This is a genomic window from Streptomyces sp. T028, assembly GCF_048159505.1.
GTDB lineage: Bacteria > Actinomycetota > Actinomycetes > Streptomycetales > Streptomycetaceae > Streptomyces.
This window is the reverse complement of the sequence record NZ_JBLRVZ010000006.1, coordinates 90,059-104,463: the sequence shown is the minus strand read 5'-3', so window position 1 is coordinate 104,463 and position 14,405 is coordinate 90,059. Positions and strand designations below refer to the sequence as shown.

Below are 14,405 nucleotides of genomic sequence, written 5' to 3'. Positions count from 1 at the left end.
ACGTAGATCGTGCTGTCCGGCGGGGTCAATGCTTTTGGCTGACGAAATTGTTGACAGTTTTGGGTGGCCCCCGGGAAGGGTTCTCAGAGATCCAGGACGAGCTTCTTCCCCCTGCACCGCGACACGCAGATCATCATCGTCTCGCCGGCCTCCCGCTCCTCCGCCGTGAGGACGGAGTCCCGGTGGTCCGGGGTGCCGTCGAGCACGTCCGTCTCACAGGTGCCGCAGGTGCCCTCGGCGCAGGAGTACAGCACCTCGACTCCGGCGGCGCGCACGGTGTCCAGGACGGAGACGCCGGGTGCGACGGTCAGCGTACGGCCGCTCTGCGCCAGCTCCACCGCGAACTCGCCGTCCTCGCCCGCCTGTTGCTCCTTGGGCTGGAACCGCTCAAGGTGCAGCGCCCCGGCCGGGCAGCGCTCCTCCACCGCGTCCAGCAGCGCCCCGGGACCGCAGCAGTAGACCAACGTCCCCTCGGGCAGTTCGTCCAGCACCGAGCCGAGGTCGAGCAGCCCGGTCTCGTCCTGCGGGGCCACGGTCACCCGGTCGCCGTAGCGCGCCAACTCCCCGGTGAACGCCATCGACGCACGGCTGCGCCCGCCGTACAGCAGGGTCCACTCGGCGCCCGCCGCCTCGGCCGCCGCCAGCATCGGCAGGACCGGCGTGATGCCGATGCCGCCCGCGACGAAGCGGTACCGGGGGGCCGGGCGCAGGGCGAAGTGGTTGCGCGGGCCGCGCACCCGCACCTTGTCGCCCTGCCCCACCTGCTCGTGCACATGGGCGGAACCGCCCCGCCCGGCCGGCTCCCGCAGCACCGCGACCCGCCAGGACGTGAGGTCCGCCGGATCGCCGCACAGCGAGTACTGGCGCTCCAGCCCCGGACCGAGGACGAGATCGACGTGGGCGCCCGGTTCCCAGGCGGGGAGCCGCTCGCCGAGCGGGTGGCGCAGGGTGAGGGCGAGCACGCCGTCGGCGGCCGACTCGCGGCGTTCGACGACGAGTTCGGCTTCGTAGGCGGCGGTCATGAGGCGCTTCCTCTTGGTTCGTGTCCTTTTGGCTCGTGTCCTTCGGGGTGGCCGAGCATCCACTCCCACATCTGGACTGGGTCCTGGGCGGAGTGCTCGGCGCCGCAGTGACAGGTGCCGTGCAGCACGTCGGTGCCCGGCAGCCAGTCGATGCGGTAGATCTCACCGGTGGGGCTGTTGCTCACAGGACCTGCTCCACCGGCTTGTCGCCCTCCTCGACCAGCCGGGCGAGGATACGGCGGGCGGCCAGGCCGCCCGTGTCGATGTTGATGCTCAGCTCCTGGTAGCCGGCCCGCTCCGAACCCAGCGTCCGCTGCAGGAGGTTGAGCGCGTCCACGTCCTGCATGACCACGGTGTGGTTGTTGCCGCGCAGGAACTCGGTGACCTCGTCGTCGTCCGTCGCCCAGTCCCGCGAGACCATCCAGAAGTCGTACACCTTGCCGTCGGCGGACGGGGTGATGGCGTACGTGATCTCGGTGTGGAAGCCGTTCGGGTCGCTGCCGTCGGCCTCCGGCAGCACGCCCACCGGCGCGATCCGGCTGTGCAGCAGGTACAGGCAGGGGGCGTGGTACTCGATGTCCTGCCAGCGGGTGATCCGGCCCTCGATGCCGGTCGAACGGGCGTAGAACGGCGGGCACTCGGCGTCGGCCATGTGCCGGCTGACCCGGACGATGCCCGCGCCCTCGTCGACCTCGGTGGTGATCGGCGTCTCCGCGACCTCGGGGGTGCCGATGTAGCCGCCGTGCAGATACGTCTCGTGCGAGAGGTCGAGGAGGTTGTCGACGAGCAGGCCGTAGTCGGCGTCGATGGGCTCCATGCCGCGGACGGTGACCCAGCCGGGGGTGTCGAGGTGGCGGGCGCGCGGGATCGTCAGCGGGTCGGCGAGCGCCGGGTCGCCGATCCACACCCACACCAGGGAGTCCTGCTCGACGACCGGGTAGGCGGCCACGCGGGCGGTGCGCGGGATGCGCTTCTGACCCGGCACGTACACACAGGTGCCGCTCGTGTCGTACGTGAAGCCGTGGTAGCCGCACACCACACGGTCGCCGTCGAGCCGGCTCGGCTTCTCGTGCAGCGGGAACCGGCGGTGCACACAGCGGTCGGCCAGCGCGACCGGGGTCCCCTCCTCCTCCGTCCGGTAGAAGACGAGCGGTTCACCGAGAATCGTCCGGCCGAGCAGTTCCTCGCGCCCGACCTCGTGGCTGTAGGCGGCGACGTACCACTGGTTTCTGGCGAAGGCGGTGGTGTGAGGCATGGCGTTCCCGTCCCTGAGAGCGGGGCGTCCGCGCCCCGCGTGCCGTGGTTGGACCCAGATTCGTGACGGGTGCGACCGCCGCGCAAGGCTGCTTCTGCCAGGCGGAAGGGCTTCCAGGAAGTGGCTGGTCAGAGCATTGGCGGCCGACGGCGCCGTCCGTTCCTACAGAGATTTGAGTACACGGTCCTGTGGCTTCGGTAACCGCAATGCCAGTAGCTGCACGACGACACGGCAGGCCCTCCCCGGCGAGTCTGAGCGGGCGAAATCGAGAACTGATCGGGAGTGCCCTGAAATGGCAGCTTTTCTCTATCGACTGGGCCGTGCGGCCTTCCGGCGGCGAAGTCGTGTCGCCCTGATGTGGGTGGCCGTCCTGGCCGCCGTGGGTCTGGGGGGCATGCAGGCGTCGGGAGCTACCAGCGATGACTCCTCGATGCCGGGGATCGAGTCCCAGAAGGCCTACGACCTGATGCAGGAGCGCTTCCCCGAGATGAGCGCCGCCGACGGCGCCGGAGCCACGGTCGTCTTCGTCGCCCCGGACGGGCAGAAGGTGACCGCGAGCGAGAACAAGAAGGCCATCGAGGCGACGGTGGACGCGCTGTCCGACGGCCCGCAGGTGGCCGGTGTCGCGGACCCGTTCGAGTCGCGGGCGGTCAGCGAGGACGGCACGGTCGCGTACGCGACGGTCACCTACAAGGTGGTCAAGGACAAGGTCACCGACGCCGCCCGTACGGCGGTGGACAAGGCGGCCGACCAGGCGCGTGAGGCGGGTCTGACCGTCGAGACCGGCGGCTCCGCGATGGAGGCCGGTGGCGGGGTCAGCGGGGTCGCCGAGATCGTCGGCCTCTCGGTGGCGGCCGTCGTGCTGCTGGTCACCTTCGGTTCACTGGCCGCGGCCGGGCTGCCGCTGCTGACCGCGATCGTCGGTGTCGCCGTGAGCCTGTTCGGGATCATGATGGTGGCCCACCCGCTCGGTCTGTCCTCGGACACCGGCACCCTGGGGATGATGCTGGGCCTGGCGGTCGGTATCGACTACGCGCTGTTCGTCGTCTCCCGCTACCGCGAGGAGCGCGCCAAGGGGTACGGCGCGCAGGAGTCGGCCGGTCTGGCCGTGGGTACCGCCGGTTCGGCGGTCGTCTTCGCCGGTCTCACCGTCATCATCGCGCTGGCCGGTCTGTCGGTGGTCGGTATCCCGATGCTGACGAAGATGGGCCTGGCTGCCGCGGGCGCGGTGGCGATCGCCGTACTGGTCGCGCTGACGTTCGTCCCGGCGTTCCTCGGGTTCTGGCCGGACGCGGTGCTGGCGCGCCGGGGCCGCAAGGGATCCAAGAACGGAGAGAAGGCCGGGTCGCGCAAGCGCATCACGTCCGGCCGGAAGCTTCTGTCCGGACGGAAGGTCCTGGTCCGCGAGCGCGTCGAGCCCGAGCTCGCGCCGGAGAAGGCCGAGAAGGGCGGCAAGGAGAACCTCGGTACCCGCTGGGCCCGCTTCGTCCTGCGCCGTCCTGTCCCCGTCCTGATCCTCGGCGTCCTGGGCCTCGGTGCCCTCGCCCTGCCGGCGGCGAGCCTGCAGCTGGGCATGCCGGGTGACGAGGCCAAGTCCACCGCGACCACCGAGCGCCGCGCCTACGACGACCTCGCCAAGGGCTTCGGCCCCGGCTTCAACGGCCCCCTCACCGTCGTCGTGGACGCCAAGGGAGTGAGCGACCCCAAGGCCGCCGTGAAGACGATCAGCGAGAAGATCGGCGACACGGAGGGCGTCGTCTCGGTCTCGTCGGCCAACTTCAACGAGGCCGGTGACACGGCGATCTTCCAGGCCACCCCGTCCACCGCCCCCACCGACGCCCGGACCAAGACCCTGGTCAAGACCATCCGCGCGGAACGTCCGGCCCTGGAGTCGGACACGAAGGCGACCTTCGAGGTCACCGGCACCACCGCGCTGAACATCGACGTCGCGGCCAAGACCCAGTCGGCGCTGGTCCCGTACCTGCTCACGATCGTCGGTCTGGCCGTCGTCCTGCTGATGCTGGTCTTCCGCTCCGTCTTCGTGCCCCTCAAGGCGGCGCTCGGCTTCCTGCTCTCCGTCCTCGCGGCCCTCGGCGTGGTGGTGCTGGTCTTCCAGCAGGGCCACATGGCCGGCCTGTTCGGAGTGGAGCAGACCGGGCCGATCATGAGCCTGATGCCGATCTTCCTGGTGGGTATCGTCTTCGGACTGGCCATGGACTACGAGGTCTTCCTGGTCTCGCGGATGCGGGAGTCCTACACCCACGGCGAGTCGGCCAAGTCGGCCATCGTGTCCGGGTTCCGCCACAGCGCCCGCGTGGTGGTGGCCGCCGCGCTCATCATGATGGCGGTGTTCTCCGGGTTCATCGCCGAGGACGGCTCCATGATCAAGATGATCGGGTTCGGCCTGGCCATCGCCGTCCTCTTCGACGCCTTCGTCGTCCGCATGGCGCTCGTGCCCGCCGTCCTGGCCCTGCTCGGCGACAGGGCCTGGTGGCTGCCGAAGTGGCTGAACCGGATCCTGCCGAAGGTCGACGTGGAAGGAGAGGCACTCAGCCGCCGGCCGACCGGGAACCAGGATCCCGACCCGGCCCCGGTCGGAGCGGGTGTCTGACCCCGCACCGCCGGTCACCCGGGCCGCCCGAGACCACGTCCCGGGCGGCCCACACGGCCGTTCTCCTGGTTCATGGACGACCATGGACTGTGCAGCACGCCCACCCGGAGAGACACGATGACGAGCAACCTCGAACGCTACGCGCAGCGCCACGCCCGGGCCGCGGATGTGGCGATGGCGGTGGCGCTGGCCGCCTGCACGGTCTTCGGGGCACAAGTCAGCACACCCGAGTCCGCAGCCCCGCAGAACGCGTGGCCGGCCCGGATCCTCGCCCTCGTCTGCGGCGCCGCCGTCCTGAAGTGCCGCAGCAACCCGCGCGCCGCACTGGTCGTCACCGCGACGGCCACCGCGGTCATGACCAGCCTGAACTACCTGCCCAGCCCGCTCCTGCTGGCACCCGTCATCGTGGCCCTCTACTGGCTCGCCGCCCTCACCGACTCCCGGACCACCGCCGTCTACGGCTACCCGACCATAGCCGTGCTGGTGGCCACCTCGCTGTCCGCCGCCCCCCTCGGGGACAACATCATGCTCCGGTCCGCGGGCACGGTCCTGTGGCTGCTGCTGGCCCTGTCCCTGGGCGGTATGAGCCGCTTCAGGCGCGCCTACCTGGAGTCCGCCCAGGCCCGCGCCGCACACGCCGAACGCACCCGCGAGGAGGAGGCGCGGCTCCGCGTCGCCGAGGAACGCATGCGCATCGCCCGCGAGCTCCATGACGCCATCGCCCACCACATGGCCGTCGCCAACGCCCAGGCCGGCACCGCCGCCCACCTCGCGCCCACCCAGCCGGAACAAGCCCGGCACATCCTCACCCAACTGGTCACCACCACCTCCTCCGCGCTGCTGGAACTGAGGGCCACGGTGAGCGTGCTGCGTGACACCGGCGACACGGAGGCCGACCCGCTGGAACCGACTCCGCGTCTGGAGCGCCTGCCGGAGCTGGTCGCCGCCTGCCGGTCCGCCGGACTCGCGGTCACCGTCACCACCGAGGGCAGAGTCCGGCCCCTGTCCCCGGGGGTGGACCTGACGGCGTACCGGATCATCCAGGAGGCCCTGACCAACGCCACGAAGCACGCGTCCGACCATGCGGCCCGTGTCCGGCTCGTCTATGCGGACTCTCGTCTGTTCATGACCGTGACCAACGAGGGCACCGCCGCCACTCCGGCGGTTCCCGGCGGCGGATACGGCCTGATGGGCATGCGCGAACGCGCCCACTCCGTCGGAGGCGACCTGCGCGCCGGACCCCGCCCCGGCGGCGGCTTCGAAGTCGCCGCCGCCCTGCCCCTCCAGCCGCTGACCCGGACCGAAGCCCTGGCCGAACGACAAGAGGAAAACCGTTGACCATCCGAGTCCTGCTCGCCGACGACCAGGCCCTGCTGCGCGGAACCTTCCGGATGCTGATCGACTCCTGCGAGGACATGGAGGTGGTCGGCGAGGCCTCCGACGGGCGGGAGGCGGTGGATCTCACCCGGACCCGTCATCCCGATGTCGTCGTGATGGACATCCGCATGCCCGGTATGGACGGTCTGACCGCGACCGCGGCCATCTGCAAGGACCCCGGACTGGCCGGGACCCGCATTCTCGTCCTGACCACGTTCGAGACCGAGGAATACGTCGCCCAGGCCCTCCGTGTCGGCGCCAGCGGCTTCCTGGGCAAGTACGTCACCACCGACGCCCTGCTGGCGGGCATCCGCACCATCGCCGCCGGTGAGGCCCTGCTGTCGCCCGGCGCCACCCGGGCACTGATCACCCGCTTCCTCACCGGCCCCCCGCCGGAAACCTCGCCCGCGCACGTGGCGGGCCTGAGCGACCTCACTCCGCGCGAACGGGAAGTCACCATCCTGGCCGCACAAGGCATGTCCAATCACGAGATCGCGGAGGAACTCGTCCTGAGCGTCCTCACCGTGAAGACTCACATCCAGCGGTCCCTGACCAAACTCGGCGCCCGCGACCGCGCGCAACTCGTGGTCATCGCCTATCAGAGCGGCTTGGTACGACCTGGACCGACCGGCTCCTGAAGCAGGGCCGGCCACTCACCCGGACGCGGGGTCGGGTCACCAGGCCACGGGCAGCTCCGACACCCCGTGGACGGCCCGGCCCTCGAACGCGTGCCGTTCCGCGGGCGGGCCCGTGAGGTGGAGGGTGGGCAGGCGGTCGAAGAGCATCGGGAGGGCGGTCTGGAGTTCGGTGCGGGCGAGTGACTGGCCGAGGCAGTGGTGGGCGCCGTGGCCGAAAGCCAGGTGGCGGCCGGCGTCCCGGGTGAGGTCGAGGGTGTCGGGGCCGGGGAAGACCGCGGGGTCACGGTTGGCCGACTGCAGGGCGACGACCACGCCCTCGCCGGCGCGGATGGTCACTCCGCCGAGCTCGACGTCCTCGAGGGCGATACGGCGCAGCCCGATGTGGACGACGGTGAGGTAGCGCAGGAGTTCCTCGACGGCGCCGGGGACGAGGTCGTCGTCGGCGCGCAGGGCGGCCAGCTGGTCGGGATGGCGCAGCAGGGCGACGACGCCGAGCGAGAGCATGCTCGCGGTCGTCTCGTGCCCGGCGATCAGGAGCTGGACCAGCAGTCCGGCCGCCTCCGCCTCCGTGGCCTCTCCGGTGGCGACCCGTTCGACGGCCAGCTTGCTCATCAGGTCGTCGCCGGGTTCGCGCGACTTGGCCGCCAGCAGCTCCCGCAGATAGCCGAAGAGCGCCGCCCAGCCGGCCCGCATCGCCTCCGGTCCGGCCGAGACGGTGGCGAAGGCGGCGGCGTGCCGGTGGATGAAGTCCCGGTCGGCGTACGGCACTCCGAGCAGTTCGCAGATGACGAGGAGAGGGAGGGGGAGGGTGAAGTGCTCGACGAGGTCGGCGGGTCGGCCCTTCTCGACGAGGCCGTCGAGGAGTTCGCCGGTGATCCGCCGGACGGCCGGCCGCAGTTGCTCGACCCGGCGGAAGGTGAACTCGGGGATCAGCATGCGGCGCAGCCGGGTGTGGTCCGGCGGGTCCATGGCGAAGAGCTGGCCCGGGGTGGGCGGCGGGGGCGTCGGCTGGAGTCCGGGGAAGCCCGGGCGGACGTTCTCCGCGCTGAAGCGCGGGTCGCCGAGGACGGCGCGGGCGTCCTCGTGCCGGGTGACGAGCCAGGGGTGGGTGTCGCCCCACAGGGTGATCCTGGCCAGGGGCCGCTCGGTGATCCACCGCCCGTACTCGGCGGCGGGGTCGAGGAGGGGGCGGCGGTGGGGCAGGGGCGGCAGAGGCGGCGCGGTGTCCGTCGAGTGCATGGTGGGGGGCTCTTCCGGTGGTCGGACGGAGGATCGGACGACAAAGCGGACGACAAAGCGGACGGCGAAGTGGACGGCAAGGCGGACGGCTGGTCGGGTGTTCAGGAGGTGATGCCGGCCAGGCCGAGGAGCAGGTCCTTGACCTCGGCCGCGGCGATCCGGTCGCGGGCGGGGCCGGGCCGCGAGCACAGCAGGACGGGGCTGTCCTGGGGGTCCTCCGGCAGCCGGCCGTGGCTGCCGCGGACGCCGGAGGGGTCCAGCGGGACGGTCCGGATGCGGTACCGCAGACCGGCCTTCTTGCGGGCGACCTGGGCGACGGCGCGTGCCTTCACGCCGGGCACGGTGGGGTCGTACAGGAGCTCGGCGGGGTCGTAGCCGGGCTTGCGGTGGATCTCGACCTGGCGGGCGAAGTCCGGGGCGCGGTCGTCGTCCAGCCAGTAGTAGTACGTGAACCAGGCGTCGGAGTCCGCCACGGCGACCAGCTCGCCCGAGCGCTCGTGCGCGAGCCCGTGCCGTGCCTTGCCCCGCTCGTCGAGGACCTCGTCCACCCCGTCGAGGCCCGCGACGATCTCGGCGGTCTTGGCGACGTCGGCCGGGTCACGGACGTAGACATGGGCGATCTGGTGGTCGGCGACCGCGAAGGCGCGGGACGTCATCGGGTCGAGGTACTCCATGCCGTCCTGGGTGTGGACCTCCAGCAGCCCCGCCCGGCGCAGCGCGCGGTTGATGTCGACCGGCCGGGACGCGGGCGCGATGCCGTACTCGCTCAGGATCACGACCGTGGCGTCCTCGCGGCGGAAGTGTTCGAGGAGGGGGCGCAGCGCGTCGTCGAGGCGGCGGGCCTCGCGCGCCGACTGCGGCGAGCCGGGGCCGGTGCGCTGGGGCTCGTAGTCGAGGTGCGGTACGTAGACCAGCGTCAGGTCGGGGCGGTGCTCGTCGAAGATCTGGCGGGCGGCGGCGAGGATCCACTGGCTGGACGGCATGCCCGCGTTGGGACCCCAGTAGGTGAACAGCGGGAACGGGCCCAGCCTGCTGGTGAGTTCGTCGTGCAGGGCGGGCGGCCGGGTGTAGCAGTCGGGTTCCTTGCGGCCGTCGGAGTAGTAGACGGGGCGCGGGGTGACGGTGAAGTCCACGTCGGCGCCCATGGCGTACCACCAGCAGACGTTGGCGACCGTGTAGCCGGGCCGGGCGCGGCGGGCGGTGTGCCACAGCTTCTCGCCGCCGACCAGGGCGTTGTGCTGGCGCCACAGCAGGACCTCGCCCAGGTCCCGGAAGTACCAGCCGTTGCCGACGACCCCGTGCTCGGAGGGCGGCGCGCCGGTGAGGAGGGTGGACTGCACGGAGCAGGTCACGGCGGGCAGGACGGTGTCCAGCCGGGCCTGGAAGCCCTCTCGGGCGACGGCCGAGACGGCCGGCATGTGGCGCAGCAGGCGGGGGGTGAGGCCGACGATGTCGAGGACGACGAGTCTTGTCACGGGACGGGCTCCTTTCGGGGGCGGGTGGTGCCGGTCGCCGCGACGAGGCCGAGTTCCTCGAACCGGTCGCGGGCCCAGCCGAGTTCGGCGGCGATCCCCGTGACGAGGCCCTCGCGGTCGTGCGGCCGCAGCCGCTCGGGCAGGACCGACCAGGTGTAGGTCTCGACCTCGACGTGGTCGCACAGCGCCTGCGGGCCGCCGAGCAACTCCCACAGAGCACTGGTGAGTTCGGCCGACGTGGTGCTCAGGGGCGGTTCGGGCGCGGCGTGCAGCGGGGCGTGGAAGTGCACCCGCCAGGGCGCGCCGGGGTCCAGGGCGCCGGCCAGGGCGTCCGGGAGGTCGTCCACTCCGGTGACGGCGCCGTCGGGCGCGGTGCGCGTCTGGTGCAGGAAGCGGGGTTCGGCGAAGCGGGCGAGGGCCCGGCGGGCCTCGGGGGAGGCGGGGTCGTCGGCCTGCAGTGCGCTGGACGCCTGCACCTTGACGATGGGGAGACCGGCGTCGGCGAGGCGCCGCAGCGCCTGCGCCGGGTCCTCGAACTGCACGGCGAGATGGCAGGTGTCCAGGCAGACGCCGAGCCGTTCGGGGTCCAGTCCGCCGAGTTCCCGGGCTGCCTGGACGGTGTTCTCCACCACGCAGCCCGGCTCCGGTTCGAAGCCGACCCGGATCGTCCGGCCCGTCTCGCCCTCCAACTCGGCGAGGTGAAGGGTAAGTTGGTCCAGGACGCGGCGGGCGGTGTCGCGGGACGCGGCCGGCCAGGGGGTGCGCCAGGCCAGGGGCAGGGTCGAGACGCTGCCGCGCCGCGCGTCGTCGGGGAGCAGCCCGGCGAGGACCCGGGCGCAGTCGACGGTGTAGTCCAGCCGGGCCGGGTCGGTCCAGTTCGGCAGGTAGACGTCCTTCTTGACCACCTCGCGGTGGAAGCCCTCGTAGGGGAAGGCGTTGAGGGTGACGGTCTCCAGGCCGCGGGCGGTCAGTTCGGCGCGCAGCCGGCGTACGGCGTCGGGCCGGGCGGTCAGTTCGCGGACCACGTCCCGGGCCAGCCACAGCCCGATGCCGAGCAGATCGGCGCCGAGGGCCTCCCGGACCGGCTCGGCGTGGGAGGCGAGCTGGCGTACCACTCCGTCCAGGTCCTCGGCCTGGTGGACGTTGCTGCAGTAGGCGAGATGGACGGTCGTGCCGTCGCCGTGCCGGAAGCGCACCGCGGGCTCACTCCCCGCCGCGCTTGATCGAGTTGCCCTCGAAGAGGGCGGTGTCGTCGGGCTTGACGTCCTCGAGGTCGAGCCGGCCGCTCTGCCCGTAGAAGGCCACCGGGTTGCGCCACATCACCTGGTCGACGGTGTCGTCGTCGAAGCCGGCGGCGAGCATCGCGTCGGCGGTCTTCCGGGTCTTGAGGGGATCGCTGCGGCCCCAGTCGGCGGCCGAGTTGACCAGCATCCGCGCGGTGCCGTGCTCCTGGAGGATCCGCACCATGCGGTCCTCGCTCATCTTGGTGTCCGGGTAGATGGAGAAGCCCATCCAGCAGCCGCTGTCGGCGACCATGGCGACGGTGAGTTCGTTCAGGTGGTCCACGAGGACGTGCTCGGGCGGGATGCCGGACTCGCGGACCACGTCGAGGGTGCGGCGGGTGCCGACGGCCTTGTCGCGGTGCGGGGTGTGGACCAGCACGGGCAGTCCGTGCTCGACGGCGAGGGCGAGCTGGCGGGCGAGTGCCTCGTCCTCCTCGGGGGTCATGGAGTCGTAGCCGATCTCCCCGACGGCCACGACCCGGTCCTTGGCCAGGTAGCGCGGCAGCACGTCCAACACCCCTGCGCAGCGGGGGTCGTTGGCCTCCTTCGGGTTGAGGGCGATGGTGCAGTGGTGGTGGATGCCGAACTGCGCGGCACGGTACGGCTCCCAGCCGAGCAGCGCGTCGAAGTAGTCGGTGAAGCTGTCCACCGAGGTGCGCGGCTGCCCGAGCCAGAACGACGGCTCCACCACCGCCCGCACCCCGGCCGCGTACATGGCCTCGTAGTCGTCGGTGGTGCGGGAGGTCATGTGGATGTGGGGGTCGAAGATGCGCATCATGCGGCTCCTGCGGGTGCGGGTGCGGGTGCGGTGGCGGAGAAGGCGGCCAGGGCCCGTACGGCCGCGTCGCGGCGGTCGGGCGAGGACGACTCGGTCTCGGCGGGCAGCCCGGAGGCCTCCAGCGTGCCGGGGTGGGCGCGCACGACGGGCCAGACGTCAGCCGGCACCTCACGGCCCGCGGCGACCCGTTCATGGGCGAAGTCGGCCAGCATGCGGGCGAGTTCGCGGTCCGCGCGCTCCTCGAGACCGGCGACCCTGTCGAGCGGGATGCCGCAGAACACGCTCTTCAGTACGGCGTGCCGGTAGCTGTCGGCGTCCAGGTGGCGTGCGGCGTACGGTCCGAGGGCCGACTCGATCAGATCGGTGTCGTTGCTCCGCAGCGCCGCGCGCACCAGAGGCAGCCCCAGATCGGCGAAGGACGCGTCGGTGTCCTCCAGCAGGGCCAGCGAGCGCAGCACCGCCCGCTGCTCGGCGGCGTCGCCGTACCGGTGGAGGGTGGTGATCTCCTCGGCGAGCGCCGCTCCGCCGAGCGGCAGCGCGGCGAGCAGCCGGGCGCGGGCGGCGTCCGCCACCGTCCAGCCGTCGATCAGCGGGCCGCGACCGCAGTGCCGGCCGACGGCCGGGAAGACGGCGCGTACCGCCGTCGGCTCCTCGCCCACCCGGGCGACGGCGTCGGCCAGCCAGCTCCGCGCGTCCGCGGTGAGCCGGCGGTCGAGGGCGACTGGGATGCGTGGGTCCACGGCACATGCCTCCTGTGTCGGATGTGCGTACGGCGACAGCCGCACCGAGAGTGGGGGGTGATGGTGGGTCAGAGAGCGGGCCGGGCCTCAGAACGGCTCGGCGGCCTTCTCGGCGTCGTTCTCGGCGGCCTTCAGGAACTCCAGGGAACGGCGGGCGACTTCGGGGGCGTTCAGGGACGCCCCCTGGATCTCCACCGAGACCGGACCGCGGTAGCCGGAGACCTTCAGGGCGGCCAGGACGGGCGGGAAGTCGATCTCGCCCGTGCCGAGTTCGAGGTGCCGGTGCACCCCGCGCACCATGTCCTCGACCTGCACGTTGACCAGGTGCGGTGCCGCCCGTTCGACGCAGTCGAGCAGGGGCGGGTCCTCGACGCAGTGGGCGTGGCCGATGTCGAGCGTGACGCCGAACAGGTCGGGGTCGCCGAGCCGGCGGCGCAGTTCCAGCACCCGCTGCACGGTGTCGACGAACATGTACGGCTCGGGCTCGAACCCCAGGGCCACCCCGTGCTCGCGGGCGAGCTCCAGGACCTCCTCGCAGCCCGCGGTCAGCCGCTTCCAGGCCTCCTCCTCCGGCACGCCCTCCGGTGCCGGTCCGCTGGCCAACTGGACGGCGGGCGCGCCCAGGTCGGCCGCGACGCGCACCGCGCGTGCCAGAAGGTCCACACGGCGCTCGGCGCCGGGCGCGCACATGAGGGTGGGGGTGTGTCCCCGCCAGGGATCGAGCAGATACGGAGCCCCGGTCTCCACCATCACGGCGAGCCCCAACTGCTCCAGTCTGCTGGCCAGTTGGGCGACCCGACGGGGCAGGTCTGCGGCGAAGGGGTCGAGATGGCCGTGGTCCAGGGTGAGCCCGACCGAGTCGTAGCCCAGGTCGGCGAGGACGGTCAGGACGTCGTCGAGACGGTGGTGGGCGAAGCCGTTGGTCCCGAAGCCGTAGCGCAGTCGCGGCGTCGAGGAAGGCGAAGGAGAAGGGGAGGTGCTCATGTGGGCGACACCTTCCGCGCCAGCCTGCGGGCCGTCGGATGCGCCGCGGCCAGCAGCGCGGCCAGGCCCGGGGCGCCGCCGCTCGCGGTGAGCGCCGCCTGCAGGGGCATCAGCGACATGATCCCGGCGCCGACTGCCTGCCGGACGTTCGCCGCGGACGGGTCCTTGGCCGCCCGCGCCTGCGCGCCGCCGTACGTGGCCAGATAGGCGAGTGCGCCGGCGGCGGCACCGATCCGCGCCGCCCGCCCGTCGGGTCTCGCGCGTCCTGTGCGCCGTATCAGCCTTATCAGCCCTGTTGCGGGAAGCGCCCCGGCGGCGACGGCGGTGGCCGCGCTGCCGGCCAGCGTCGCGGCCGGTACGGAGCGGGGAGCGCCCGTCACCTCGTGGCGGCTCAGCGCTGTGATGGTGTAGGTGTGCGCGCCGACCAGCAGGGCGGCCGGAAGCGCCGCGGTCCTGCGGCCGGGTTCGGCCCCGGCCAGCACGTTCAGCGTCCGTGCCCCCGCCATCGCGGCGGGCCCGGCGGCGGTGGACTTCAGACGCAGGTCGTACGCCCAGACCAGTCCGGTCAGGGGCACGGCCACACCGAGCGCGGCGCGTCCGCCGGCCAGCGCGGCGAGTCCGAGGCCCGCGGCGGTCAGCCCGCACGCGGTGGTCAGTGCGGTACGGCGGGCAACTCGGCCGGAGGGTATGGGGCGTTCGGGGCGTTCCACCGCGTCCACGGTCGCGTCGGCGTAGTCGTTGAGCGCCATTCCGGCCCAGTAGAGGGCGACGGACGAGGCCATCGTGGCGACGGTACGGGGCCGGACGCGCCCGGTGCTCGCGACCGCGCCGGCGAGCACGTCACCGGGCACGCTCAGCGCCGCGGGCAGGCGGACGAGGGTCGCCAGATCGGCGAGACGGGGGGAACGCGAGAAGTCGTTCGGGCCTTGCATGATCGGTCACCCTACGCCTGCTGCTTTAACTTTCAGATATTTTCCCGTCGCTGCTTGTGTGAAGAGTCTGT

Annotated in this window: 13 protein-coding genes; 3 read left to right on the top strand and 10 right to left on the bottom strand. The window is 72.2% G+C overall.

The window, feature by feature from the left end; all coding sequences use genetic code 11:
• Nucleotides 1–83: 83 nt before the first annotated feature.
• Genes ACLZN2_RS06185 through ACLZN2_RS06175 form a run of 3 tightly spaced genes read right to left on the bottom strand, consistent with a single transcriptional unit; the run spans nt 84 to nt 2,277 of the window.
• On the bottom strand, nt 84–1,022 hold the full coding sequence (locus ACLZN2_RS06185; protein WP_416977347.1) for a PDR/VanB family oxidoreductase: 939 nt from the start codon (nt 1,020–1,022) through the stop codon (nt 84–86).
• Nucleotides 1,019–1,207, bottom strand: a complete 189-nt coding sequence (locus ACLZN2_RS06180; RefSeq protein WP_416977346.1) for a hypothetical protein — start codon at nt 1,205–1,207, stop codon at nt 1,019–1,021. The genes ACLZN2_RS06185 and ACLZN2_RS06180 overlap by 4 nt, the downstream gene beginning before the upstream one ends.
• Nucleotides 1,204–2,277, bottom strand: a complete 1,074-nt coding sequence (locus tag ACLZN2_RS06175) for a Rieske 2Fe-2S domain-containing protein (RefSeq protein ID WP_416977345.1) — start codon at nt 2,275–2,277, stop codon at nt 1,204–1,206. The genes ACLZN2_RS06180 and ACLZN2_RS06175 overlap by 4 nt, the downstream gene beginning before the upstream one ends.
• A gap of 292 nt (nt 2,278–2,569) precedes the next feature.
• On the opposite strand from ACLZN2_RS06175, the gene ACLZN2_RS06170 reads away from it, so the two are divergent.
• The 3 genes from ACLZN2_RS06170 to ACLZN2_RS06160 all read left to right on the top strand — a co-directional run bounded on the left by ACLZN2_RS06170 (nt 2,570) and on the right by ACLZN2_RS06160 (nt 6,903).
• Nucleotides 2,570–4,888 carry an MMPL family transporter gene (locus tag ACLZN2_RS06170; protein WP_416977344.1) on the top strand — a complete coding sequence of 773 codons (2,319 nt, stop codon included), beginning with the start codon at nt 2,570–2,572 and terminating at the stop codon, nt 4,886–4,888.
• 117 nt (nt 4,889–5,005) lie between these two features.
• Nucleotides 5,006–6,226 (top strand): sensor histidine kinase, encoded by a 1,221-nt coding sequence (locus ACLZN2_RS06165; protein WP_416977343.1) that lies wholly within the window; start codon nt 5,006–5,008, stop codon nt 6,224–6,226.
• Nucleotides 6,223–6,903 carry a response regulator gene (locus ACLZN2_RS06160; protein WP_416977342.1) on the top strand — a complete coding sequence of 227 codons (681 nt, stop codon included), beginning with the start codon at nt 6,223–6,225 and terminating at the stop codon, nt 6,901–6,903. The genes ACLZN2_RS06165 and ACLZN2_RS06160 overlap by 4 nt, the downstream gene beginning before the upstream one ends.
• Nucleotides 6,904–6,939: 36 nt before the next feature.
• Here the strand turns inward: ACLZN2_RS06160 and ACLZN2_RS06155 are convergent, their stop codons facing one another.
• The 7 genes from ACLZN2_RS06155 to ACLZN2_RS06125 form a co-directional block, all read right to left on the bottom strand.
• Nucleotides 6,940–8,142 (bottom strand): cytochrome P450, encoded by a 1,203-nt coding sequence (locus tag ACLZN2_RS06155; protein ID WP_416977341.1) that lies wholly within the window; start codon nt 8,140–8,142, stop codon nt 6,940–6,942.
• A gap of 101 nt (nt 8,143–8,243) precedes the next feature.
• Nucleotides 8,244–9,560 carry an alkaline phosphatase family protein gene (locus ACLZN2_RS06150; protein ID WP_416977552.1) on the bottom strand — a complete coding sequence of 439 codons (1,317 nt, stop codon included), beginning with the start codon at nt 9,558–9,560 and terminating at the stop codon, nt 8,244–8,246.
• Nucleotides 9,561–9,613: 53 nt separating this feature from the next.
• The gene (gene eboE, locus ACLZN2_RS06145; protein WP_416977340.1) at nt 9,614–10,813 is read right to left on the bottom strand and encodes a metabolite traffic protein EboE; all 1,200 of its coding nucleotides are present in this window, start codon (nt 10,811–10,813) and stop codon (nt 9,614–9,616) included.
• A 7-nt stretch (nt 10,814–10,820) separates the two neighbouring features.
• Nucleotides 10,821–11,675: a TatD family hydrolase gene (locus ACLZN2_RS06140; RefSeq protein WP_416977551.1), complete on the bottom strand. Its 855-nt coding sequence runs from the start codon at nt 11,673–11,675 to the stop codon at nt 10,821–10,823.
• On the bottom strand, nt 11,675–12,418 hold the full coding sequence (locus ACLZN2_RS06135) for an EboA domain-containing protein (RefSeq protein ID WP_416977339.1): 744 nt from the start codon (nt 12,416–12,418) through the stop codon (nt 11,675–11,677). Before ACLZN2_RS06135 ends, ACLZN2_RS06140 begins: the two co-directional genes overlap by 1 nt.
• A gap of 87 nt (nt 12,419–12,505) precedes the next feature.
• Nucleotides 12,506–13,402: a sugar phosphate isomerase/epimerase family protein gene (locus ACLZN2_RS06130; RefSeq protein ID WP_416977338.1), complete on the bottom strand. Its 897-nt coding sequence runs from the start codon at nt 13,400–13,402 to the stop codon at nt 12,506–12,508.
• Nucleotides 13,399–14,334, bottom strand: a complete 936-nt coding sequence (locus ACLZN2_RS06125; protein ID WP_416977337.1) for an SCO3242 family prenyltransferase — start codon at nt 14,332–14,334, stop codon at nt 13,399–13,401. Before ACLZN2_RS06125 ends, ACLZN2_RS06130 begins: the two co-directional genes overlap by 4 nt.
• Nucleotides 14,335–14,405: the final 71 nt, after the last annotated feature.